General features: G+C 69.9%; 16 protein-coding genes and 2 pseudogenes. 3 read left to right on the top strand and 15 right to left on the bottom strand.

Features of this window, described 5'->3' with window-relative positions; all coding sequences use genetic code 11:
* Positions 1-9 precede the first annotated feature (9 nt).
* From ACZ3TS_RS12005 to ACZ3TS_RS12025, 5 genes and pseudogenes are all read right to left on the bottom strand, one after another.
* Positions 10-1077, bottom strand: coding sequence for an SCO2583 family membrane protein (locus ACZ3TS_RS12005; RefSeq protein ID WP_467616431.1), 1068 nt, complete (start codon positions 1075-1077; stop codon positions 10-12).
* Between the two features lie 111 nt (positions 1078-1188).
* The gene (locus tag ACZ3TS_RS12010) at positions 1189-1803 is read right to left on the bottom strand and encodes an SCO2584 family spore wall biosynthesis protein (protein WP_467616433.1); all 615 of its coding nucleotides are present in this window, start codon (positions 1801-1803) and stop codon (positions 1189-1191) included.
* A gap of 118 nt (positions 1804-1921) precedes the next feature.
* The gene (locus ACZ3TS_RS12015; RefSeq protein WP_467616435.1) at positions 1922-3208 is read right to left on the bottom strand and encodes a glutamate-5-semialdehyde dehydrogenase; all 1287 of its coding nucleotides are present in this window, start codon (positions 3206-3208) and stop codon (positions 1922-1924) included.
* 61 nt (positions 3209-3269) lie between these two features.
* Entirely contained in the window at positions 3270-3758 is a 489-nt protein-coding gene (locus ACZ3TS_RS12020) for a hypothetical protein (protein WP_467616438.1), read from the bottom strand.
* A 144-nt stretch (positions 3759-3902) separates the two neighbouring features.
* Positions 3903-4056, bottom strand: a pseudogene (locus ACZ3TS_RS12025) (glutamate 5-kinase); the annotation flags it as partial.
* A 354-nt stretch (positions 4057-4410) separates the two neighbouring features.
* On the opposite strand from ACZ3TS_RS12025, the gene ACZ3TS_RS12030 reads away from it, so the two are divergent.
* Positions 4411-5139: a L,D-transpeptidase family protein gene (locus ACZ3TS_RS12030; RefSeq protein WP_467616439.1), complete on the top strand. Its 729-nt coding sequence runs from the start codon at positions 4411-4413 to the stop codon at positions 5137-5139.
* 76 nt (positions 5140-5215) lie between these two features.
* Here the strand turns inward: ACZ3TS_RS12030 and proB are convergent, their stop codons facing one another.
* Both proB and galE read right to left on the bottom strand, forming a co-directional pair.
* Entirely contained in the window at positions 5216-6343 is a 1128-nt protein-coding gene (gene proB / locus ACZ3TS_RS12035; protein ID WP_467616440.1) for a glutamate 5-kinase, read from the bottom strand.
* A gap of 961 nt (positions 6344-7304) precedes the next feature.
* On the bottom strand, positions 7305-8276 hold the full coding sequence (gene galE, locus ACZ3TS_RS12040; protein WP_467616442.1) for a UDP-glucose 4-epimerase GalE: 972 nt from the start codon (positions 8274-8276) through the stop codon (positions 7305-7307).
* A 328-nt stretch (positions 8277-8604) separates the two neighbouring features.
* On the opposite strand from galE, the gene ACZ3TS_RS12045 reads away from it, so the two are divergent.
* Together ACZ3TS_RS12045 and ACZ3TS_RS12050 are read left to right on the top strand one after the other, a co-directional pair.
* Positions 8605-10836 (top strand): bifunctional glycosyltransferase/CDP-glycerol:glycerophosphate glycerophosphotransferase, encoded by a 2232-nt coding sequence (locus ACZ3TS_RS12045; RefSeq protein WP_467616444.1) that lies wholly within the window; start codon positions 8605-8607, stop codon positions 10834-10836.
* 25 nt (positions 10837-10861) lie between these two features.
* Entirely contained in the window at positions 10862-14425 is a 3564-nt protein-coding gene (locus ACZ3TS_RS12050) for a bifunctional glycosyltransferase/CDP-glycerol:glycerophosphate glycerophosphotransferase (RefSeq protein ID WP_467616447.1), read from the top strand.
* 106 nt (positions 14426-14531) lie between these two features.
* Here ACZ3TS_RS12050 and ACZ3TS_RS12055 read toward each other — a convergent pair whose 3' ends face one another.
* From ACZ3TS_RS12055 to ACZ3TS_RS12090, 8 genes and pseudogenes are all read right to left on the bottom strand, one after another.
* A complete protein-coding gene (locus ACZ3TS_RS12055) occupies positions 14532-16046 on the bottom strand; it encodes a glycosyltransferase (protein ID WP_467616448.1) in 1515 nt (504 codons plus the stop codon).
* A 41-nt stretch (positions 16047-16087) separates the two neighbouring features.
* Entirely contained in the window at positions 16088-16573 is a 486-nt protein-coding gene (locus ACZ3TS_RS12060) for a glycosyltransferase family protein (protein ID WP_467616451.1), read from the bottom strand.
* 214 nt (positions 16574-16787) lie between these two features.
* A complete protein-coding gene (locus tag ACZ3TS_RS12065; RefSeq protein WP_467616453.1) occupies positions 16788-17879 on the bottom strand; it encodes a glycosyltransferase family 2 protein in 1092 nt (363 codons plus the stop codon).
* A gap of 208 nt (positions 17880-18087) precedes the next feature.
* A complete protein-coding gene (gene obgE, locus ACZ3TS_RS12070) occupies positions 18088-19524 on the bottom strand; it encodes a GTPase ObgE (RefSeq protein WP_467616454.1) in 1437 nt (478 codons plus the stop codon).
* A gap of 150 nt (positions 19525-19674) precedes the next feature.
* Positions 19675-19929: a 50S ribosomal protein L27 gene (rpmA, locus tag ACZ3TS_RS12075; RefSeq protein ID WP_023550764.1), complete on the bottom strand. Its 255-nt coding sequence runs from the start codon at positions 19927-19929 to the stop codon at positions 19675-19677.
* Between the two features lie 14 nt (positions 19930-19943).
* The gene (rplU, locus tag ACZ3TS_RS12080) at positions 19944-20264 is read right to left on the bottom strand and encodes a 50S ribosomal protein L21 (RefSeq protein WP_009188585.1); all 321 of its coding nucleotides are present in this window, start codon (positions 20262-20264) and stop codon (positions 19944-19946) included.
* Between the two features lie 238 nt (positions 20265-20502).
* Positions 20503-21061, bottom strand: a pseudogene (locus ACZ3TS_RS12085) (dehydroquinate synthase/iron-containing alcohol dehydrogenase family protein); the annotation flags it as partial.
* 200 nt (positions 21062-21261) lie between these two features.
* A partial coding sequence (locus tag ACZ3TS_RS12090; protein ID WP_467616457.1) for an Rne/Rng family ribonuclease occupies positions 21262-25005 on the bottom strand: 3744 nt, incomplete at its 5' end.

The raw sequence follows: 25005 nt of genomic DNA on the forward strand, positions 1-25005 counted from the left end.
ACCGTGTCGCTAGACCTTCGGCTCTGCGCTCCTCGCCAGGGTGCCGCACAGGGCCGTGGCGCTGCCCGTCGCGTAGGGGTCGGTGCCGGCCGGGCCGCCTGCCTTGGCCGTCCGGCCCGCGAGCAGCGGGTGCAGGTGGTTCGCGACGTCCTCGGCGCAGGCGAGCGGGCCGGCCTGGAGGTAGGAGGCGACCAGTTCGGCCTGGTGCATGCGCAGGTCGTCGCGGTCGAAGCGGAAGGTCAGCTCACGCCGCACGGTGAAGAGCGACGCCCGTGCCTTCGCGTCGGCGCCGGTCGGCTTCAGCGCGTACACCAGGGTGTGGTCGGAGGTGACCTCCAGGGTGTCGGAGTTGGTCTCCGCCGCCTGCAGCGTGCCCTGGACTCGGATGTTGCGGTCGGCCAGCTGGGCGCGGGTGGGGTCGAAGCGGACCAGCCAGCCGGTGGGCGAATGCCGCCCGTCCGCGGCCGGGTGATCGAAACTCTGATCGAACTGGTCCAGCTGCTGCGGGTCGAGCAGCACGCGGACGGGGCGCACGGCACCGCCGGTGAGGACGGCCGGGTCCAGCGAGGACTCGACAAGGTAGTCCTTCGCGGTGGTCAGCGCGGCCACGATCTGACTGTCGGAGAAGTGTGCGGTGCGCCGGACGGCGGGAAGCGTGATGCCCTCGGCGCCGACACGGAACTGGGCGGCGGGGCTGTGCGCGATGAGCGCCTCGGGGTCGGTGGAGCCGGGTACGGCGGACTGCGGGGCGAGGGGTATCACCGTCATGCGCAGCGGCTCGACGGTCTGCGCCTTGGACGCCGGATAGGGGTGGCGCACCCCCATGTAGACCGCGGTGCCGAAGGCGACGGCTATCAGCAGTACGAGGATCAGCGCCTGCCGGGACAGTCCCCGACGCAGCGGCGGGCGGCGGCGTACGGCCGGGGCGTGGTCGGCCATCCGCTCTCGCGCGGAGTACTCCTGGAGGCGGGCAGCCCTGACGAACGATTCGTCGAACACGACGGATCGGTACTCGTCCTCGCCACCACCGGGAGCGCCCTCGGGTGTCCCCTCAGGTGGGTCTCCAGGCCCGCCCATACCTTCAGAGTAGGTCTCCCGGAGCTCAGGTAAACGCCCTGGTACACGACAAGTTCTGACAGGTTCTCACCAGGTTTTTCGAACGGAAGTCGAACACCGTCGTGTGCGGCCTCAGGGGGTCCGGGGCTCCGCCGAGAACGCCGGGCGCGAGTAGTCCGCGGAGGCCGAGGGACCCGTGCCGGCGCTCGCTTCCTGGCCCTGCTCCAGACCGGTCGTGGCGGGCGGCGGGACCTGTTCCTGGCGGCCCGAGGACGCGCCCCGGTACACCGCGGCGAACGCCAGCGCGACCATGCCTATGCCCATCACGAGGGCGAGCATCCAGGCGACCGGGCGGTGCCAGCGGGCCCCCTTGCCGTATCCCCTGCCGTACGTGCCCGGCGCGCCGTAGCGGCCCCCGAGGATCTCCGTGTCGTCCAGGTCGTCCAGATCCCTGCCGTGGCCGAATTCACCGCCCTCGTCGGGGCCGAATCCGTCCTCGTAGCGCTCGTCGTCGCCGCGTGCGCCCCGGGCGTGCGCCCGGCGCGCCTCGGCCTCCTGGGCCTCGGTGCGGGCCTGGGCGGCGGCGAGAAGCCTCTCCACGGCCGTCGGCTCGTGCACCACGGCGGCCCGGACGAAGGCCTCGTCGAACACCACGGAGGCGAACTCTTCGTCCATACCTCCGCGGTCGCGGTCGTCGTCGGGCTCCCGGCCGTCACCAAACGGCGTGCCCCCCACGTCCTCCGGCACGGATCCAGAGTAGACCTGGGGGGTCAATTTGGGCAGACGGTAAGGAATTTCATCCACCTGGCGAGACGGTTCACAGGTGGCCGCCAGGAGCCACCGGTGATCCGTACCGAGCGCCCGCTCAGCGCCGTACGTGCCCGTCCCCGGTCACGATGTACTTCGTGCTCGTCAGCTCCGGCAGGCCCATCGGGCCCCTTGCGTGCAGCTTCTGCGTGGAGATGCCGATCTCCGCGCCGAAGCCGAACTGACCACCGTCCGTGAAGCGCGTCGACGCGTTCACGGCGACCGTGGTCGAATCGACCAACTGGGTGAACCGGCGAGCCGCCTGCTGCGAGGTGGTGACGATCGCCTCGGTGTGACCGGAGCTCCACAGCCGGATGTGCTGTACGGCCTTGTCCAGGGAGTCCACGACCGCGGCGGCGATGTCGTACGAGAGGTACTCGGTGTCCCAGTCCTCGGGCGTGGCCTCCACCACCGTGGCCCGGGAGTCCTTGGCGTAGGCCATCACCCGCTCGTCGGCGTGCACGGTGACCCCGGCCTCCGCGAGGGCGTCCAGGGCGCGCGGCAGGAACTCGGCGGCGATGTCCTGGTGGACGAGCAGCGTCTCGGCGGCGTTGCACACGCTCACACGCTGGGCCTTGGAGTTGATCAGGATGTCGATCGCCATCTCGATGTCGGCCTGGGCGTCGACGTAGACGTGGCAGTTGCCGGTGCCGGTCTCGATCACCGGGACCGTGGACTCCTCGACGACCGTGCGGATCAAGGAGGCGCCGCCGCGCGGGATGAGTACGTCGACCAGGCCGCGGGCGCGCATCAGCTCGCGCACCGACTCGCGGCCCTCGCCGGGCACGAGCTGCACGGCGTCTGCGGGCAGCCCTGAGCCCCCCACGGCGTCGCGCAGGACCCGCACGAGGGCGGTGTTCGACTCGTACGCGGAGGACGAGCCGCGCAGCAGCACCGCGTTCCCGGACTTCAGGCACAGCGCGGCGGCGTCCACGGTCACGTTCGGCCGGGCCTCGTAGATGATCCCCACCACGCCGAGCGGCACCCGGACCTGGCGCAGGTCGATGCCGTTGGGAAGGGTGGAGCCGCGGACGACCTCGCCGACCGGGTCGGGCAGGGCGGCGACGTCCCGGACGTCCGAGGCGATGGCCCGGATCCGCTCGGGCGTGAGCGTGAGCCGGTCGATGATCGCCTCACTGGTGCCTGCCTCGCGGGCCTTGGAGATGTCCCGGGCGTTCGCCTCGACGATCTCGCTCGTACGGACCTCCAGCGCGTCCGCGACGGCGAGCAGCGCGTCGTCCTTCTCGGCCCTCGGCAGCGGCGCGAGGTCGGCGGCGGCGGCCTGGGCGCGGTAGGCGGCCTGGGCGACCGGGGACATGGAGTCGTACGGCGAGAGCGTCGTCATAGAGGAAGGGTAGTGCTCCGGGCGGAGGCGTCCACGGCTCATTCCACGCACCGAGACAGGCTCAAAACGGGTGAACTCCGACCGGTGTCGCCGGCGGTGGTCCGTACCCCTCGGCGACGCGCTGGTGGTAGGTCTCGCGGTCGATGACCTCGAGGCCGACGATCTCCCAGGGCGGGAGCCCCGCGCTCTGACGGTGCTCACCCCACAGGCGCAGCGCGACCGCCGCGGCGTCGTGCAGGTCGCGGGCCTCCTCCCAGTAGCGGATCTCCGCGTGGTCGCCCGCGTAGCGGCTGGTCAACAGGAAGGGGTGGTCGTGGGCGAGCTGCTCCAAGGCCCGCCGGACCTCCTCCAGGGGTGCCTCGTCGCCGGAGACGCTCAAGGTGACGTGCCACAGACGCGGGACGTCGCCGGGCTCCTCGTACGCTTCCCCGGCAGCGACGCCGACCAGGGTGCGCTCCTCACCGGCCGTGCGGGGAGCACCACCGTCGCGAGAGGCACCGGAGGCACCGCGACCGCGGAACGCCGTCACCCCAGGGCGCACTCGTCTCACGACGGCCTCCTTACCCGGTACTCGTGCGGAATGGGTCCCCGAGACACATCCCCGAGACAAAGTGGAGCAGGCCGCAAGGCTCCTTGGGGCGGTTTTACGGAACGTATCCCACCGGAACACCGCGCGGGCGGGCCTTTCGGCCCGCTACGGGTGCACGACGCCCAGGTCGTCCCTGTGGATGACCGCGCGTTCGTACGCGGGCCCCGGTGCGCGCGCCAGTTCCCAGGTCGAGCGACCGATCAGCCGGGGGATCCTCCTTGGCGCCGAAGTTGACGAGCCCACGCGCCACCGCCCGTCCCAGTGCCAGTGACCATGCCATCGGTACTGACACCGGCCGCGGCCGACAGCGGGGCAAGGTCCTTAAGGGCGGCGACTCGGGCCGACCGGGCGAGGCCCGCGGCAACGGCATCGGAGGAGAACCAGCACGATCTCCGGCTCGCCTCCGCCGCGATGCTTGGCGAGCACGCCCACGGGCACGTCGACCCGCCGGCCCAGCCTCCCGACACGGTCGTCGGCAGTAAGTAAGAGGGCATCCGAGCCGGGCAGTTGACGTCTGGGGACGTTCCCGTGACCGCAGTCCAGCCGAGTTGACGGCGATCGGCAGGTCGGGGCGGCACCCACTTGTCCGGGACGGGCTGCGACCATGGAGCCCATGCGAAAAGATCGTGCGATGCGGGCGGCGGCGGTCGCTGCCTGCGGTGCGTTGGCGATGCCCTTGGCCGCGTGCGGCAGTTCGGACCACAGGGCCGCCGCAGCGACCAGCGACCGGGCCGAAAACGCACCGCCGGGGGACACCGCCCTGAAGCGAATACCCGGCGTCGGCGACGGGCTGTGGCGACGCGTACCGGCCGGCTCCCGCCAGGTGGTCGCCGTCTACGGCGCGGGCAGGAACTCCCCCGAATCGACCGTCGTGCTCTTCACCAAGCACGGCTCCACCTGGAAGCAGACGCGTTCCTGGGCGGCGCACAACGGGAGCGAGGGCTGGACGACGGACCATCACGAAGGCGACCGGCGCAGCCCGGTGGGAGTGTTCACGCTGAGTGACGCGGGCGGCGTGCTCGACGACCCGGGAGCCAAGCTGCCGTACACCAAGTCCGCATCGTTCCAGGCGCCCCACTACTGGAAGAAGGCTTACTGGCACGACTTCGACTACGTCATCGCCATCGACTACAACCGGGTCAAGGGCACTTCGCCCAATGACCCGACCCGGCCGCAAGGGCAGTCGAAGGGCGGGAGCATCTGGCTGCACATGGACCACGGCAGCGGCACGTCGGCGTGCGTGAGCCTGTCCAAGTCGGCGATGCAGTACCTGCTGCGCACCCTCGATCCCCAGCAGCACCCGGTCGTAGTGATGGGAGACAAGGCGGATTTGAAGGCCTGAGAGCAGCACGGACACTCATCCGACGGCGAGACGCCGGGCCGCGGTAGCCGTCCGGGGTGTCTGTCCTTTCGGCCCGTTACGGATGCAGGACGACCAGGTCGTCCCTGTGGATGACCTCGCGTTCGTACGCGGGCCCCAGTTCGCGCGCCAGTTCCCGGGTAGAGCGGCCGATCAGCCGGGGGATCTCCTTGGCGTCGAAGTTGACGAGCCCGCGCGCCACCGCCCGTCCCTCGCTGTCGCGCAGTTCGACGGGATCGCCCGCGGTGAAGTCGCCCTCGGCCGCCGCGATACCGGCGGGCAGCAGCGACTTGCGGCGCTCGACGACCGCGCGCACGGCCCCGTCGTCGAGTGTGAGCGCGCCCTGCGGGGTGGAGGCGTGCTGCAGCCACAGCAGCCGGTCGGCGGAGCGCTTGCCGGTGGGGTGGAAGTACGTGCCGGTGTCGCCGCCGGACAGGGCGTCGGACGCGTGGATCGCGCTGGTCAGAACCACGGGGATGCCGGCGGCCGCCGCGATCCGGGCCGCCTCGACCTTGGTGACCATGCCACCGGTACCGACACCGGCCTTGCCCGCGCTGCCGATCACGACGTGCGCGAGATCCTCCGGCCCTTGCACCTCCGCTATCCGCGAGGTGCCGGGCCTCCTGGGGTCCCCGTCGTAGACGCCGTCCACGTCGGACAGCAGAACCAGCAGGTCGGCGTGGACGAGGTGGGCGACGAGGGCGGCGAGCCGGTCGTTGTCGCCGAAGCGGATCTCGTCGGTGGCGACGGTGTCGTTCTCGTTGACGACGGGCAGCGCGCCCATCGCGAGGAGCTTGTCGAGCGTGCGGGAGGCGTTGCGGTGGTGGGCGCGCCGGCTCATGTCGTCGGAGGTGAGGAGCACCTGGCCGACGCGGACGCCGTGACGGGCGAAGGAGGCGGTGTAACGGGCCACGAGCAGGCCCTGTCCGACGCTGGCGGCGGCCTGTTGCCGGGCGAGGTCCTTGGGGCGGCGGCGCAGACCGAGGGGTGCCAGCCCGGCGGCGATGGCGCCCGAGGAGACCAGGACGATCTCCTTCTCGCCGCCACTGCGGTGCTTGGCGAGCACATCGACGAGGGCGTCGACGCGGTCGGCGTCGAGCCCGCCCACGGCCGTGGTCAGCGAGGAGGAGCCCACCTTGACTACGATCCGATGGGCCTGCGCCACGGCCTGCCTTGCCCCTGCCACCTGCGGTCTCGTCCCCTTCACCTGCGCATGGCGTGCGCTTCACGCCGGTCGGCTGCCCCGAACGCAATCTACGCGAACAGGTGCGGGAGATGCGCATCCGTCCACCAGGCAGACATGCCCGAGCCCGTCGCGCGGGGCCGGAGCTCACGACTGGCAGGCCCTCGGGTGGCTGATGCACTTGTGGCGTGTGTCCAGATGCCACCTTTCCCCGGGCCCTCGCCTCATTCATCGCATCTTGCCGTGACGCGGGTTGGAAACCGTCCCGTTCCGGGCCGAGGGCTGCCAGGTATTTCCGACCGCCCGCCTCGTCAACGGTGAGCTCCGAGTTTGCCGAGAGCCCGAGACTGTCACGGTCTCGCAGAATACGAACTTCGCATCGCGAGGGAAATCGGCAGCGGGTATTTCTGAAGCACCTGTCCTGCTCGGATTCGGACGAGGACGAAGGTGAGGACGAGCACGCCGAGAGGGGCCATGCCCGAGCAAGGCCTCGGACGGGACTCAAGTGACGCGAAGGGCTCATGGATGAAGCTGGGCGTACCCTGTCAGTAACCACTCATGTACCGAGAGTAAGACGACGTGACTATGCCTGGAACTCGTCCCCACAAAGGCGAATTCCTGAGTCACACCAATCTCACGAAGTTCGGCAAACGGCTTCAGCGAAATCCGCTTGTCAATGACAGGGGTATTCGCGTCCTCAACGGTGAAGCATCCACTGGATTTCCTTGGAGTTCCGGTCGCCCTTGCCCTCGCGGAATTCGGCATCGTCGGCGATGAGGCCGTCCATATCCCACGCTCTTCTTTTCCGCCCAGCGCACTGCGCTGCTTTGAAGGCCGGCGTCTGCTACAAGGACACCCAGGCCTGAGCCCGCGGAGCACTTCAGAGGAAGCAGAACCACGGCAGCAGACGGCCCCCGCGAGCCCGAGCCCGCGGGGGCCGTCCGAGGCCCGGCGTCACATGACCTCAGGCGTGCCGGTGACGCCACCCCTGCCAGGCGGATTCGATCATCTCGTCCAGGCCGTGGCGGGCGGTCCACCCCAGTTCCTCGTGGATGCGGTCCGCCGAGGCCACCACCCGGGCCGGATCACCGGGGCGGCGGGCGGTCACCTCGGGCGCCAGGCGCTCGTTGCCGGTGACCTTGAGGATGCGGTCCACCATCTGGCGCACCGAACTGCCCTCGCCGCGGCCGATGTTGAGGGTGAGCGCGGTTCCCTCCGGGGCCGCGCCGAGGCGCCGCGCCGCCGCCAGATGGGCGGAGGCGATGTCCTGGACGTGAATGTAGTCACGCACGCAGGTGCCGTCCGGCGTGGCGTAGTCGTCACCGAAAATCCGGGGAGGCTCACCGTCCTCGAGCCGCTCGAACACCATGGGGACGAGGTTGAAGACGCCCGAGTCGGCCAGTTCGGGGGAGGCGGCCCCGGCCACGTTGAAGTAGCGCAGGGAAGCGGCCCTGAGACCGTGGGCCCGTGCGGCGGCGTTGATCAGCCACTCGCCGATCAGCTTGGTCTCGCCGTAGGGGCTCATGGGCACGCAGGGGGTGTCCTCCGTCACGAGATCCACATCCGGCATGCCGTAGACGGCGGCGGACGAGGAGAAGACCATCCTGTCGACGCCGGTGGCCGCCATCGCCTCCAGCAGAGTCTGCAGACCGGTGACGTTCTCCCGGTAGTAGTGGAGCGGCCGCTCCACCGACTCCCCCACCTGCTTCTTGGCTGCGATGTGCACCACACCGGTTACAGCATGGTCACGAATCGTCTGCTCCAGGAGAGGCGCGTCCAACACGCTGCCCACGACCAGTCGCACGTCGACGGGCACCCGGTCGGCGTCGCCGGTCGACAGGTCGTCGTACACGACCACCTGTTCGCCGCCCTCCGTCATGGCGCGCACCACATGGGTGCCGATGTACCCGGCGCCACCCGTGACCAGCCAGCTCATCCGCATGCCTCCTCGATCCGTGTCACTGGGAAGCAGACTCGTTCATGGCCCGCGGAAAATCGAGTCCGACATTTGGAACACAACCACAAATAAGACGGGCGGGGGCGAGTGTGAGGAAGTTCTCCAGTCGCCTGGAAAGTGGCAACTGGCGCTTCTACCCGAGGTTTCGAGCCGGTGGTCATCCTCTAACCATCCCGCTACCGTGCCCACACTAACTTCAAGTGAATCCTTTACGCTGATGCGGCGGCGCGCTCCGGACTGCCGGCGGGTGGAGCGCGCTCCGGTCCCAGCTCACGCTCGTGGTCAGTTCTCGGAACAGGTTGTAAGAATGCCCAGACTCTCTCTAGTCGTCCCTGCGTACAAGGTGCAGGGCTACCTCGCCGAGTGCCTGGACTCGGTGCTCGGGCAGGACTACACGGACTTCGAGGTCATCGCGGTCGACGACTGCTCGCCCGACGGTTCGGGCGCGATTCTCGACGACTACGCGGAACGGGACGCGCGGATTCGTGTGATCCACCTCACGGAGAACGTGGGGCTCGGACGCGCACGCAACGCCGGGATGGAGAAGACCCAGGGCGATTACGTGTTGTTCCTGGACAGTGACGACACGTTGGCCGACGGCGCGCTGAGGGCGATATCCGACCGCCTCGACGCCACCGGGGATCCCGAGATACTCGTCTACGACTACGCCCGTACCTACTGGGACGGCCGGGTACGACCCAACCAGCGGGCGGACCTGCTGACGAACGACGGCCCGGACGTGTTCTCGCTCGCCGACCGGCCGCAACTGCTCGAGCTGCTGCAGATCGTCTGGAACAAGGCCTACCGCCGGGACTTCATCGTGCGCCACGGCCTCACCTTCCCGCCCGGGTACTACGAGGACGCCCCCTGGACGTTCTGCTCCATGATCAGCGCGCAGCGCATCGCCGTGCTGGACCGGGTCTGCGTGATGTACCGGCAGCGGCGTGAGGGCGGCAACATCCTGAAGACCGTCAGCCGCAAGCACTTCGACGTCTTCGACCAGTACCGCCGCGTCTTCGACTTCGTCGACACCCACGCCGAACTCGCCCGGTGGCGCGAGCCGTTGTTCCGCAAGATGGTCGACCACTACCTGACCGTCCTGGACCGCCCCGACCGTCTGCCGGCGAACGCACGGGCGGAGTTCTTCCACCGTGCGGCCGCCGACTACCGCACCCACCTCCCCCAGGACTTCCGGCGACCCCCCGGCGGCCGTGGTCACAAGTACGCGATTCTCGCGCGGGACGCCTACACGGCGATGGCCGGAGCCACGGCCGCGACGAAGTTCCGAAAGGCGGTCAAGAGCCGCACACGTGCCGCCATCAACCGCTCCAAGCGCGGCGCCCTGGACGTCTTCTACCAGTCCCAGCTCAGGCTGCCGCTCGACGAGAACCTGGCGCTGTTCTCCGCCTACTGGAGCCGCAGCGTCTCCTGCAACCCGGCGGCCATCGACGCCGAACTCGCCCGCCTCGCCCCGCACCTCCGCCGCGTGTGGGCCATCCGGCCGGACGCGGTGGACCTGGTGCCCAAGGGCGTGGACTACGTCCGCGTGGGCTCGCGCGAGTACTGGGCGGCCCTCGCCCGCGCCAAGTACCTCGTCAACAACGTGAACTTCGCCGACGCCGTGGTCAAGCGCGAGGGCCAGGTCCACCTGCAGACCCACCACGGCACGCCGTTGAAGACCATGGGCCTCGACCAGCGCAAGTACCCGGCCTCGACGGACATGGACTTCGACAAGCTCCTCGAACGCTGTGACCGCTGGGACTTCAGCATCAGCTCCAACCGGTTCTCCACCGCCGTCTGGGAGCGGGTGTACCCCTGTTCGTACGTGTCCCTGGAGACCGGCTACCCGCGCAACGACATCCTCGTGAACGCCACGTCCGACGACGTGCGCCGAGCACGGCTCGCGCTCGGGCTGGCCGACGGCACCAAGGCATTCCTGTACATGCCCACCCACCGCGAGTACCAGCCCGGGTTCAAACCGAGTCTCGACCTCGCCCGCCTCGCCGACGACCTGGGGCCCGACGTGACCCTGCTGGTGCGGGGCCACTACTTCTACGGCAGCTCCGCACACGTCGCCGAGCTGCGCCGCAGCGGCCGTATCGTCGACGTTTCGGGGCACGCCCGGGTGGAGGAGCTCTACCTCGCCGCGGATTCGCTGATCACGGACTACTCCTCGGCGATGTTCGACTACGCCGTCCTGGACCGGCCGATCATCATCTACGCCCCCGACTGGGACATCTACTCCGCGGTCCGCGGCACCTACTTCAACCTGCTGGAAGAGCCGCCCGGCGCGGTGGCGACCACGCAGGCCGAGCTGATCAGGCTGCTCGGATCGAACGAGTACGACGGGCCCGACGCGGCCGAACGCCGGGAGGCGTTCCGCCGGCGCTTCTGCGAATTCGACGACGGGCACGCGGCCGAACGCGTGGTGCGGCGGGTCTTCCTCGGCGAGGAAACCCCGTTGCCGTTCGTCCCGTTCGCCGAACGTTCCCACGCACCGAACCCCGCCCAGGCGCTCGAACTGGTCGAGCGGGCCTGACCCCGGAAAGGAGATCCACCAAGCCATGGCCCCCCGGCTCAGTGTCATCGTCCCCATCTACAACGTCGAGCGCTACCTGCCCGCCTGCCTTGACTCGCTCGCGGCACAGACCTTCGGCGACATCGAGGTCCTGATGGTGGACGACGGTTCGCCGGACAACTCCGCCGCCATCGCCGGCGAGTACGCCGCCCGCGACGCGCGGTTCAAGCTCATACGCAAGGAGAACGCCGGGCTGGGCGCTGCCCGCAACACGGGCATCGCCCACATGTCCCCCGAGGCGGAGTTCCTCACCTTCGTCGACAGTGACGACGTCATTCCGCCCGACGCCTACCGGCTGATGGTCACCAGCCTCGACGAGTCGGGCTCGGACCTCGCCACCGGAAACGTCTTCCACCTCAAGGGCGAGAGGTCCTGGCAGGTGCCGCTGCTGAAGATGCTCGCCGGTGAGGCTCGCAAGCGCACCCACATATCGACGAACCCCAAGCTGGTCGCCGACCGCATCGCCTGCAACAAGGTCTTCCGGCGCACCTTCTGGGAAGCGCACGGCTTCGCCTTCCCGGAGGGCATCCTGCACGAGGACATCCCCGTCGTGCTGCCCGCCCACTACAAGGCCGAGGCCATCGACATCATCGGCGAGCCGACGTACTTCTGGCGGCTGCGCGAGGGCGAGTCGGCGCCCTCGATCACCCAGCGCCGCAAGGAGCCCCAGGCGATCCGCGACCGGGTGACCGCCGTGAGCATGGTCAGCGACTACCTCGCCCAGCAGCCGGGACCGGAGTTCGCGGAGTACAAGCGCCAGTACGACGACCGCGTGCTGCGCGACGACCTGCGTCTGTTCCTGCGGGTGGTGCCGGATGCGACGGCGGAGTTCCACGAGGCCTTCCTCGAGGCGACCAACCGCTACCTCGACACCATCGATCCGGAGATCGTGATGGCCCTGCCGACGGATCTGCGGGTCCAGTGGCTCCTGGTGCGCAAGCACGCCATGCCCGAGCTGATCGCGCTGCTGGCCTCCCAGCGCCGCAAGGACCCCGTGGAGGTGTCCGGCACCTTCCGCAAGTACGCCAGCTTCCGCACCCTGGAGGAGAGCGGGTTCGAGCTGCCCAAGGCGGCGCTGCGCATCGACTCCGACCTGGACCTGCGCGCCCCGCTGCGCTCGGTGACCTGGAAGGACGGCAAGCTGCTGCTGTCCGGTGACGCCTGGATCGACAAGATCGACCTGTCCGGCAAGCGGAGCAGCCTCAAGGTCGTCCAGCTCAAGCGCGACGGCTCCCGCCGGCGCATGTTCCTGCCGGCCAGGAACGTCCACCGCCCCGAGTGCACCACCGATTCCGGTCAGAAGCGGTACAACTACGACTGGGCGGGCTGGGAACTGGAACTCGACCCTGCCAAGCTGCGCAAGGGCGGCGCCTGGCAGGAGGGCCTCTGGCACGTCGGCATCAACGTCTACGCCTCGGGTCTGGTGCGGCGCAGCGGCATCTGGGCCCGCGGCGGCTCCGCGGCCAACTTCCCGCCGTACCAGTGGCTCGACGACGAGTTCCGGCTGCTGCCGACCGTCGAGCGCGGCGCCTTCAAGCTGCGCATCGAGAAGGTGCGCGCCCTGATCACCGATCGCCGTCTGGCCGGTGACGCGGTGGAGATCAGCGGTGAGATACGTACGGAACTGAAGTCCGGTGAGACGCTGGCGCTACGACTGAGCAACGCCAAGGGCGGCGAGATACGCAAGTACCCCGTCGAGGTCACACGTGGCGGAGGAAGGACGACCTTCCACACCCGGGTACCGCTCGCCGACGTGGCCCTCCTGGGCACCGACACCGTCGACGACCAGGCGCAGCCGGAGCGCCGCCTGTGGAGCACCGTCCTGCTGGCCACCGCGGAGGACGGCACGGAGCGCCAGTTCAGCAGCGTGGTGCGCAACGGTTTGGAGGACCTCAACGTCGACCTGCCCGCGTCCTTCGGTCAGGCGGGCGCCCACCGGGAGATCGCCCTGGTCTCCGGCCACAACGGCTACCTCAAGATCATCGGTCGGACACGCCGTGCCGTGATCACCGGGGTCGGTCTGGAGGACGGCCGGATCGTGGTGCGGGGTCGCGGCAGTCGGGAGCTGATCGGGGGCGATCTGATCCTGAAGGCGAGCAACCGCTTCGACGAGCGCAGAGCGTCGGTGGAGTGGTCGGACGACACCACGTTCACCGTGGCCTTCGACCCGTCCGTGATGGGCGGCTCCGGCCGGGTGCCGCTGAAGGCCGGCCGGTGGAACCTGCTGCTGCGCGCCCAGGACGCGGACGTGCCGGACGCCGAGTTCGTCATCGACCGGCTCGCCTTCCCGCAGTTCCCGCTGCACACCGAGCTGAGCGGACGCCGCTACTGGTTCGAGAACCGCTGGGGCGACTTCCCGCAGCTCAACTGCCGCTCGGAGCTCAGCGATCTGGAGCGCGGCCCGTACCGGCAGCTCCAGCTGCGCCGCGAGGTGTACGAGCCCGGTTGCCAACTGCCGCTGCGCGACCAGGTGTTCTTCCTCAGCTACAACGGCAAGCAGTACTCCGACAGCCCGCGCGCGATGCACGAGGAGCTGCTGCGCCGCGGGAGCGACCTGAAGTTCCTGTGGGCCGTGCGCGACGGCCAGGTGATTCTGCCGCCCACGGCCGAGAAGGTCCGCATGTGGGGCCGCGAGTGGTTCGAGGCGCTCGCCACGTCCCGGTACATCGTCACCAACGGGCATCTGCCCGAGTGGGTGGAACGCCGTCCCGGCCAGGTGATCGTGCAGACGTGGCACGGCACCATGCTCAAGAAGATCGGCCACGACATCGAGACCCTGTACTTCGACCGCGAGTACCAGAACCGCCTGGCGCTCGAAGCCAAGAACTGGAGCCTGCTCGTCTCGTCCAACCGGTTCTCCACGCCGATCCTCAAGCGTGCGTTCTCCTTCGACGGGGAGATCCTCGAGGCCGGTTACCCGCGCAACGACTACCTCTACTCACCGGACCGGGAGAAGATCGCGGAGAAGGTGCGGCAGGAACTGGGCCTGCCGAACGGCAAGAAGATCGTGCTGTACGCGCCGACCTGGCGGGACGATCAGTCGCACAGCGCCGGCCAGTACCTGTTCGACCTGCGGATCGACCTGGACGACGCGCGTCGGCGCATCGGCGAGGATCACATCCTGCTGATCCGGCGCCACTCCAACGTCGTCGACGCCGTGCCCGGAGCCGGCAACGGCTTCGTGTGGGACGCCTCGGAGTACCCGGACATCGCCGACCTGTACCTGGCCGCGGACATCCTGGTCACCGACTACTCGTCCGTGATGTTCGACTACGCCCACTTGAAGCGGCCCATTCTGTTCTTCACGTACGACCTCGAGCACTACCGGGACACGCTGCGCGGCTTCTACTTCGACTTCGAGAAGGACTCGCCCGGCCCGCTGATCTTCACGTCCGAGGAGCTGGTCACGGCGATTCGCGACGTCGACAAGGTCTTCGCCGAGTACCAGGACCGGTTCGAGCGGTTCCACCACCTGTTCTGCGACCTCGACGACGGCCACGCCTCGGCGCGGGTCGTGGACCGGATGCTGGAGCAGAGCCGGGAAGTGTGACCGGCGGCCGGAGCAACGGAACGGGCCGGGCCCCGGAGGACATGTCCTCCGGGGCCCGGCCCGTTTTCCGTGCGCTCGCCGCCGCGCGCCGCGGGCGGCGCCGCCGTCACAGCCGTACGGTCTTCACCGCGAACTGGCTCAGCGCCGTGAAATACGGCCGCAGTTCCGTCTTCCGGGGCTGGGCCTCGCGCGCGGGCGGGGGCGGCGTCGTGCCCAGAGTGCGCCGGGCCTTGCGGAAGGCGCGGTTCACCACGGACGGTCGCGGGACGGATCCAGTGGTGACCACGGGTCGCGGGAAGGTGAACACGTCGATCGGCTCGAGCACGTCGGTGGCCAACTTCGCGAGGGCCACACGGGGAGCCCCCGCCTCCGGCCGGACCCAGAAGTCCCAGATGACTTCCTTGCCCTCCTCGTCGGTGTGCTCTCGCACCAGGGTCGTGCAGTCGATCACCGCCGCGACCGTGCCGTCACCGGTGTCCTGGAGGGGGAAGGTGAGCAGGCGCTTCTTCTTCCGCCGGTGCACCGCCTCCACCACCGCGCCCGAGCCCGGTGCCGCTCCCCACAGGTCCGCCCGCAGCTGGATGACCCGCTCGTCCACACGGACGGGACCCACCTCGACATGCACCGCGCGCAGCGCGCTGCGCACCCGCAGCCGTCCGTCGTCGTGCCGATGCGGCAGCAGCAGCGCGAGCGGATGGCTGCCCGGCCGCGGCAGGTCCACGGCGAGCAGGTCCCGGGTGTCGCACCCGTGGCCGTGGGTGCTCAGCGGCACCTCGGTGCCCGAAGGAGTGGCCAGGACGGCCTCCCAGGTGCCGTGCGGTACTCCGGCGTCCCAGGGGACGAGCGCCTCACCGTCGGCGGACAGTGCGAAACGGCGTTCTTCGGCGTCCTTGCCGCTCTTGCGCAGCACCAGGTCTGCGCCGCGGGCGGCCTCGGGCAGCCGGCCCACTCCGATGTGCACGCTGCCCTGTGCGTCGACCCTGGCGGTGGCGTGCCGGGGCAGCGCCTTACGTGCTGATGCCTGCTCGAGGATGGCTTCGAAGCGCTTACGGGTGGCCGTCTCGTGGAAGCGTTCGGCGTTGCGCACAGCGTTCTCGGACATCTTCCGCCGCAGCTCGTCGTCCCGCACCAGTTGCAGGATCGCCTTCGCCATCTCGTCCGCGTCGCCGCGCGGGACGATCAGACCGTCCTCGCCGTGGGTGAGGATGTTGCGCGGGCCGTGGTCGGCGTCCGTGCTCACGACGGGCAGCCCGGCCGCCATCGCCTCCACGATGACGTTGCCGAACGCTTCCCGCTTGGAGGGCAGCACGAAGATCGAGGCTTTGCCGAACTCGGGCGTGACCGGGGCGACCCGGCCCATCAGCTGGATGCTGTTGGACAGCCCCAGCTCATGGATGCGGGTCCGCAGCCGGGCCTTCTCGGTGCCATTTCCGTAGATACGCAGCGTCCAGTCGGGCGCCTGGGCGTGGACCTGGGCGAAGGCCTCGATGAGGAGCGCGTGGTTCTTGTTGTCGGTGAGGTGGCCGGCGGAGATCACGATCTTGTTGGTGCCCCTGGAGCGGACCGGCGTGGCGGGCACGCAGTTGGGCATGACCACGAGCCGGTCCCGGACTGCCGGCACCTGTCGGCCGATGTCCTCGACCTCCTCGGGCGTGAGCGCCGTCAGTGCGTCCAGCGACAGGTACGCGGGGAGAGCCGCTCCTTGATGTCCTCGGTGTAGATGGCCGGCATCGAGTGCTCCTGGGTGACCTTGAGGTAGGTCCCCGGGGCCTGGGCGAGCATGATGGTGTTGCGCGGGCTGGAACTGACCACCACGTCGGCGTCAGTGGTGGCGAGGTACTCCAGCAGTCGCAGTTCGGCGAGTCGGCTCACCACCGGCTTCTTGGCGCCGACGTTCAGCGGGTAGATCAGCGGGAACTTGTCCACGAGCGGGTCGTCCACGTCGGAGACGGGCGAGTGCGGCCGCAGATCGCTCAGTACCCGTACCGACACCCGCGGATCGAGGGGGAAGTACGATTCGTCGCGCACCTTGCGCAACGCCACGATCTCCACCTGGTGTTTCTCGGCGAGCGCTCCGGCGAGGTTCTGGGTCGCGCTCACCACACCGCCCATGTGGCACAGGTCGCGGACCAGAAATGCGATCTTCAACGTGAATCAACCCCCTAGAGGCGTCGCGCACCGACGCCGTCCCCAACCGTGGTCCCAGAACCGGTCGCCGCACGGGCACCCGGTTGGCATGTCTCGGCTCCGCTTGTCGGCGGGATGTGCCGACTGTGCGGAGGACTTACCGCGAGTTAGACAGGGGCGAACAGTAGAGAGTTGTTCATCTAATGGTCACGAGTGAGACACGTGTGCGTTGGAGTCAACGACTGCGCTGCAGCCACCGCCTGATACCGCTCAGCACCCGATGGGAGGAATGACGGCTGCGCGCCTGGTATGGGCCGGCCGCGGGCTTCACCTCGGCCTTCGGCACCAGGGTGGTCAGGGCGGTGAGCTCCTCCGTGAGCGTCCGGGAGATCAGCAGGCAGCGCAGCCGGGAGAGGGGAGGCAACCGGGCGACGAGCTCCTGCGGGAAGTAGTCGCGCAGGAGGTCTCCAGCCAGCTTCACATGCAGGTCGCGGGTCTCCTCCGGTAGCTCGGCGAAGGTCTCGTTGAAGCGGCCGAGGATTTCCAGGGTGAGCCAGCGGTACAGCAGCCTGTTGCGCTTGCCGCCGGGTGGCACGTGCGCCACCACGATGTTCAGTACGTCGCGCACGTTGTCGTAGAACGGAACCGGGTCGGGGACCTGCTGGGTCAGGTGCGGGAAGTTGTCGCGGCGGACCAGGTAGTAGCAGTCGTAGTCGGCCACGACGGAGATCGACCGGGCGAGCAGGTAGGCGGGCACGACGAAGACCTGTTCCTCGGCCAGCCGGACCCCTTCCGCGAACCGCAGGTCGTGCTCCACGACCAGGGAACGCCGGAAGAGCTTGTGTGCGGTGAGCGACCAGACGCCGTGGGAGGAGAAGACATCGCCGCCCTCCACGTTCTGCCGGAACGCCGTCACAGGGGCCTTGCGGCCCACGCCCCGGATCTTGCCGAGGACCACATCGGAGTCGTTGCGCTCGGCGGCGGCCACCATACGCTCCAGTGCCTCGGGGCCCAGGTAGTCATCGGGATCGGCGAAGAACAGGAACTCTCCCTCGGCCATCTCGATGCCCCGGTTGCGTGGCTGGCCCGGCGCGCCGGAGTTCTCCTGGTGCGCCACCCGGACCCGGCCCGGGTGGCGCGCCGTCCACTCGTCGAGCAGCGTCGCGCTGCCGTCGGTGGAGCCGTCGTCCACCGCGACGATTTCGATTCGCTCGAACCCGATCGACTGGTCGGCCACCGACTGGAGGCACTCCTGGAGATAGTCGACGGTGTTGTGGACCGGAACGATCACCGAGACTTTGGGACGGCGCGAGGGCGTGAGGCCCATGTGTTTCCCCCCGTGAGCACAACGCACACAAGGCAGGGAGAAGCGGCAAGGCAACACCCCCCGCCCTTCTTGGTCACGTCATCCTAACGTCGCCCGCACGACCAATGGGCTTCACCGGTAGGACAGTTGACGGAAAGTCCCGTGACAGCTGTACGCCGATGAGCCCAAGGCCTGCAAACGCCGAGGAGTTGTGCGGAGGGGTCCGTGCCTAGAAAGGCTCGAAGTCGTCGAAGTCCCGCTGAGATTCGTCCCGTTCGGCCTGACGGTCCCGGCGCCGCTGCGCGGCGGGCCGTGCCGACTCGAAGCGGTGGTCCTCACCCCGTCGGCCCAGCATCTCGGCACCCGCAGTCACCGACGGCTCCCAGTCGAAAACGACCGCGTTGTCCTCGGGCCCGATGGCGACGCCGTCGCCGGACCGGGCGCCCGCCTTCATCAGCTCGTTCTCGACACCGAGGCGGCCCAGCCGGTCGGCGAGGTAGCCGACGGCCTCGTCGTTGTCGAAGTCGGTCTGGCGCACCCACCGCTCGGGCTTCTCGCCGCGCACACGGAACAGCCCGTCGTCCTCCCGCGTCACCGTGAAGCCCGCGTCGTCGACGGCCTTCGGCCGGATGACGATCCGGGTCGCCTCCTCCTTCGGCTTGGCGGCCCGCGCCTGCGCGACCAGGTCGGCGAGGGCGTACGACAGTTCCTTCAGCCCGAGATGGGCCACCGCGGACACCTCGAAGACGCGGTAGCCGCGGGCCTCCAGCTCGGGGCGCACCATCTCGGCCAGGTCCTTGCCGTCCGGTACGTCGATCTTGTTGAGGACGACGATCCGTGGACGGTTGCCGAGGCCGCCGTACTGCTTCAGCTCCTCCTCGATGACATCGAGGTCGGAGGCGGGGTCGCGGTCGGACTCCAGCGTGGCCGTGTCCAGCACGTGCACGAGCACGCTGCACCGCTCGACGTGCCGCAGGAACTCCAGACCGAGGCCCTTGCCCTGGCTGGCACCCGGGATGAGCCCCGGCACGTCGGCGATGGTGTACACGGTCGCACCCGCGGTGACCACGCCCAGGTTCGGGACCAGGGTGGTGAACGGATAGTCGGCGATCTTCGGCTTGGCCGCGGACAGCACGGAGATCAGCGAGGACTTGCCCGCGCTCGGGTAACCGACGAGGGCCACGTCCGCGACCGTCTTCAACTCAAGGACGATGTCCTGCAGGTCACCGGGCTCGCCGAGCAGCGCGAAGCCGGGCGCCTTGCGGCGGGCGGAGGCCAGCGCCGCGTTGCCGAGGCCGCCGCGGCCGCCCTGGGCGGCGATGTACGACGTCCCGTGCCCGACCAGGTCGGCCAGCACGTTGCCCGCCTTGTCCAGAACGACCGTGCCGTCCGGTACCGGCAGGACCAGGTCCTGGCCGTCCTTTCCGGCCCGGAAGCCGCCCTCGCCGGGCTTGCCGTTGGTGGCCTTGCGGTGCGGGGAGTGGTGGTAGTCGAGAAGCGTGGTGACCGACTGGTCGACGGTGAGGATCACATCGCCGCCACGGCCGCCGTTGCCGCCGTCGGGGCCGCCGAGCGGCTTGAACTTCTCGCGGTGCACGGAGGCGCAGCCGTGGCCTCCGTTACCCGCGGCGACATGCAGTTCGACGCGGTCCACGAAGGTGGTCATGGTGCAGTGCCTCCTGGGGGTCCCCCCGGCCGAAGGCTGGGGGCGTATGGGTGGTGTTCCGAGCAACAAGCGAAAGGCGGACCCGCCTTCCCGACCGGGAAGTGAGGTCCGCCTCGCGAAGATTTCGCGATTGCTCGTGAAGCGCTCGGGTCAGGCGACCGGAACGATGTTCACGACCTTGCGGCCGCGGTGGGTGCCGAACTCCACCGCACCGGCCTGCAGCGCGAACAGGGTGTCGTCGCCGCCACGGCCGACGCCCGCACCCGGGTGGAAGTGGGTGCCGCGCTGGCGGACCAGGATCTCACCCGCGTTCACGACCTGACCGCCGAAGCGCTTCACGCCGAGCCGCTGGGCGTTCGAGTCGCGACCGTTCCGGGTGGACGATGCGCCCTTCTTGTGTGCCATCTGTTCTCAGTCCCTTACTTCGCAGCCGTGGGGATCGACGTGACCTTGATCGCCGTGTACTGCTGGCGGTGGCCCTGCCGACGGCGGTAGCCGGTCTTGTTCTTGTAGCGCAGAATGTCGATCTTCTGGCCCTTGTGGTGGTCCACGACCTCGGCCTGGACCTTGATGCCGGCCAGCACCCACGGGTCGCTGGTCACTGCGTCACCGTCGACAACGAGCAGGGTCGAGAGCTCGACCGTGTCGCCAACCTTGGCAGTGGAAATCTTGTCAACCTCAACGATGTCGCCGACAGCAACCTTGTGCTGGCGACCACCGCTGCGCACGATGGCGTACACGCGGATCTCACTCTCTTGCTCGGAACGGAACCCCTGACGCCAGCCGCTCACACGGGCTCGCGAGCCCGATACATCCGGGATGGACGAACGGCCTCCCCCGTCCCGACGGACCGTGACGGTTCCCGCGACAGGAGGTGAGGTGCTCAGGGGTTGGCGTACTGGAACACGCCGACGGTCAAGGTTACGGGGCCCGGCCCATGAGGGTCAAACCGGGGCACCGTCCCGTCCGCCGGCCGTCTCATCCGGCGACCGCCGCGACGTAGTCCGCGTATGCGTCCTTGATCCGCGCCGGCGTCAGCTCGAGGTGCTCCAGGATCGTGTCCCGGCCCGGCCGGGTCTCCGGCGCGAACTCCACCGCCCGGACGAACCGTCGTCGCTGAACCCGATCTCCTCCGCCACGACCGGCAGCCCGTGCCGGCGCAGGGCCTCGGCCATAGCCGGGACCCGTCGTGATCGCCGCGCTGGTACATGGCGAAGGCCGCGCCCAGCCCCACCTGCTCGCCGTGACTCGCCGCCCTCTTGGGGTACAGCAGGTCGAGCGCGTGACCGATCTCGTGGCAGGCTCCGGACGAAGGCCGGGTGTGTCCGGCGATCGACATCGCGATACCCGAGAGCACCAGCCCCTCGGACAACACGGTCAGGAACCCGTCGTCGCCGCAGCCACCCGGGTGGCGCAGCACGGCCTCACCCGCCCGCCGGGCCATCGCCGCGGCGAGGCCGTCCACCTTCTCGCCGTTGACGCGGTGGGACAGCTCCCAGTCCGCGACCGAGGAGATGTTGGAAAGGGCGTCACCGATGACGCCGTCCGGCGACGGCCGCCAACACGAGGCCTGTCATCGCGGTTCTCTCCTCACCTCGCCGCCGAGGCCACGAGGGATGAGGTCTCGACGTCACATCTGTCCGACGAGGGCCGTCCAGCACCCGCTGGCTCGACCCCGTGGTGCAACTGTGCGGTCCTGCCCGGAGCGGGCAGGACCGCACAGCGTAGGCGACCGGCTCAGCTGTCGTCGCCGGTGCGGGCCGAGACGGAGGACAGCGACTGCTGCGCCGCCGCGGTCTTCTCCGACGTCTTCTTGGTGGCCTTCGCCGTCGTCTTCGCCGCCGCCTTCTTCGCCGTCGTCTTCTTCGCGGCGGTCTTCTTGGCGGCCGTCTTCTTGGCCGTCGTCTTCTTGGTCGCGGCCTTCTTCGCCGTTGCCTTCTTGGCGGTCTTGCGGGCCGCCTTCTTGGCGGGCGCGGACACCTCGGCCTCGGCGGACGCCTCGGACGCCCGGTCCGCGGTCTCGGCCTCCGCCGGTGCCTCGCCCGCCGGGACGACCACGACGGCCGTCTCCTCGGACGCGGTGGGCGCGGTGGCCTTGCGCACGGCACGGCGGCGCGGACGGGCCGGGGCGGCGCTCTCGGCGGGCACCTCGACCGGCTCGGCGGCCTGCTCGCCCGGAGCCTCGGCGTGCGGCTCGGCAGCCTGCTGCGCGGCCTCGGGGACCGTCACCACGGCCTCCGTGGGCGAACCGGCCGGTGCCGAGACGCTGCGGGTCGCACGACGGCGCGTACGGCCCTTGGGCGCGGCCTCCTCCTCGGCGAGCGCGGAGGGCGCCTCGACGACCGGGTCCTCGGCCGCCGCCGGCTCCGCCTCCGCCTCCTGACGGGGTTTCGGCGCACGCTCGTCCGTACGGGACTTCGGAGCGCGCTCCTCGGTCCGGGGCGCGCCCGCGGGAGCCGACGCCCGCCGGGTCGCCCGGCGTCGCGTGCGGCCCCGGGAGGCGGCGGCCTCGGCCTCGGCGACGCTGCTGTACAGCTCCTCGTCGGGCGCGAATGCGTGCATCAGCGGCTCCGCGAGCGCGGCGGCCGCGACCTCAGCCTCCTCCTCGACGGCCGCAGCGGCCTCGACGGTCTCCTCGGCCTCAGCGACCACCGCCTCGTGCGTCTCGGGCTCGACCTCGGCACCGCCCCGGCCGCGCTTCCTGCGCTTCCCGCCACCGGTGACGGCGGGCGCCTGGTCCATGTGCACGATCACGCCACGGCCGTTGCAGTGGACGCAGGTCTCGGAGAACGACTCCAGCAGGCCCTGTCCGACGCGTTTGCGTGTCATCTGTACGAGACCCAGCGAGGTCACCTCGGCGACCTGGTGCTTCGTACGGTCCCGGCCCAGGCACTCCAGCAGGCGCCGCAGCACCAGGTCCCGGTTGGACTCCAGCACCATGTCGATGAAGTCGATGACGATGATGCCGCCGAGGTCGCGCAGCCGCAGCTGGCGGACGATCTCCTCGGCCGCCTCCAGGTTGTTCCTGGTGACGGTCTCCTCGAGGTTGCCGCCCTGACCGGTGAACTTGCCGGTGTTGACGTCGATGACGACCATCGCCTCGGTCCGGTCGATCACCAGCGAACCGCCGCTGGGCAGCCAGACCTTGCGGTCCAGCGCCTTGGCGAGCTGCTCGTCGATCCGGTACGTGGCGAAGACGTCGACCTCGGAGGTCCACCTCTGCAGGCGGCCCGCCAGGTCGGGGGCGACGTGGCCGACGTATCCGTGGATGGTCTCCCATGCCTCGTCACCGCTGACGATGACCTTGGAGAAGTCCTCGTTGAAGATGTCGCGCACGACCCGGACGGTCATGTCCGGCTCCCCGTACAGCAGCGACGGTGCATTCGAGCTGCCGCCGTTCTTCGACTTCTTCTGGATGCCCTCCCACTGCTCCTGCAGTCGCTCGACGTCCCGGCGCAGCTCCTCCTCGCTCGCACCCTCCGCGGCGGTACGCACGATGACGCCCGCGTCCTCGGGGACGATCTTCTTGAGGATGGTCTTCAGCCGGGCCCGCTCGGTGTCGGGCAGCTTGCGGCTGATACCGGTCATCGAACCCTCGGGCACGTACACGAGGTAGCGGCCCGGGAGCGAGACCTGGCTGGTCAGACGGGCGCCCTTGTGGCCGATCGGGTCCTTCGTCACCTGGACGAGCACGGACTGCCCGGACTTCAGGGCGGACTCGATACGACGCGGGCCGTTCGCCATGCCCAGCGCCTCGAAGTTGACCTCACCCGCGTACAGGACGGCGTTGCGGCCCTTGCCGATGTCGATGAAGGCGGCCTCCATCGACGGCAGGACGTTCTGCACCTTGCCCAGGTAGACGTTGCCGACGTACGAGGTCGCCTGCTCCTTGTTGACGTAGTGCTCGACGAGCACGCCGTCCTCCAGGACGCCGATCTGCGTACGCTCGCCGCTCTGGCGCACCACCATCACACGCTCGACGGCCTCGCGCCGGGCGAGGAACTCGGCCTCGGTGATGATCGGGACCCGGCGGCGCCCCTGCTCGCGCCCCTCGCGGCGGCGCTGCTTCTTGGCCTCGAGACGGGTCGAGCCCTTGATGGACTGCACCTCGTCAGTGCCGTCACCGGACCGCTCTTCCTTCTTGCGGGGCTCACGGACCTTGACGACCGTGCGCTCCGGGTCGTCGGACGACGGCTCGGCCTCGACGGCCGCGTCACCGGCCCGGCGGCGGCGACGGCGACGGCGACGGCTGCTGCTGCTGCTGGAAGACCCCGACTCCTCGCCGTGCTCCTCCGCTGCCTCCTCGGCGTCCTCCTCGACCTGCTCGGCGGTGTCCTCGGCGTCCTGCGCGGCCTGCTCGGCGGCGAACTCCTCGGCGTCCTCGGTCTCGCCCGCCTCGCCCTCGGCGGACTCACCACGGCGACGGCGGCGGCCACCGCGACGACGGCGACGGCGCGAACCGGTCTCCTCGATGTCCTCGATGTCTTCGATGTCTTCGATGTCTTGGGTGTCCTCGGTGTCCTCGGTGTCCTCGCCCTCGGCGGACTCCTCCGGCTCCTCGGCCTCCTCCACCTCGTCGGTGGTCCCGGTCGTCACGGCCACGGGCTCCTCGTCACCGCCCCCGCGGCGACGGCGGCGGCGCTGCCCCGCGGTCTCCTCCTCGACGGGCTCCTCCTGCTCCGCTGCCTCGGCGGCAGCGGCAGCGGCGGCCCGCTCCGGGGTCTGGAACATCGGCTCGGCGAACACCGGCGCCTGGAAGACGGCGACAGCGGGCCGCGCGGGCCGCTGCACGGCCTCGGGCGCCTCGGCGGCCGGCCTCCCGGGCTCGAAGAAGCCGGTGGCGGCCTTGCGGGCCACGCGACGGCGGGTACGGCGCGGGGCGGCGTCCTCGGCGACCGGCTCGGCCTCCGACGCGGCGCCGACCGCGGCGGGAACCTCGGCGGCGGTCGTCTCGGTCTCGTGAGCGGCGGTCACGGGCGCCTCCACGGGCGCTTCGACGGTCTCGGCCGTGGGTGCAGACACCCGGCGGGTGGCGCGGCGACGGGTGCGGCGCGGGGCTGCCTCGACGACCTCCTCCTGCTCCGCGGCCCCGGCGGCAGCGGGGGCGAGCTCTGCCTCCTCGCTCACCGGCTCCTCGACGGGCACGGGGGCCGGTTCGGCGGCCTCCGGGGACTCGGGCGAGACGGCGGGCGCGGACACGCGACGCGTGGCACGACGACGCGCACGACGCGGAGCCGCCTCCTCCTCGGCTGCAGCCTCCGCCTCCGGCACGGCGACCTCGGACGCGGCGGCCTCGGACGGGGCGGTCACCGGCTCCTCGGCAGCAGCTTCGGTGCTCTCGCCACCGGCCGACGCCACCGCTTCGGCGGACTCGGCGGACTCGGCGGACTCCGGCGAACCGGCGGGCGCGGACACGCGACGCGTGGCACGACGACGCGCACGACGCGGAGCCGCCTCCTCCTCGGCTGCAGCCTCCGCCTC

It is taken from the genome of Streptomyces sp. NPDC022910 (assembly GCF_055561075.1).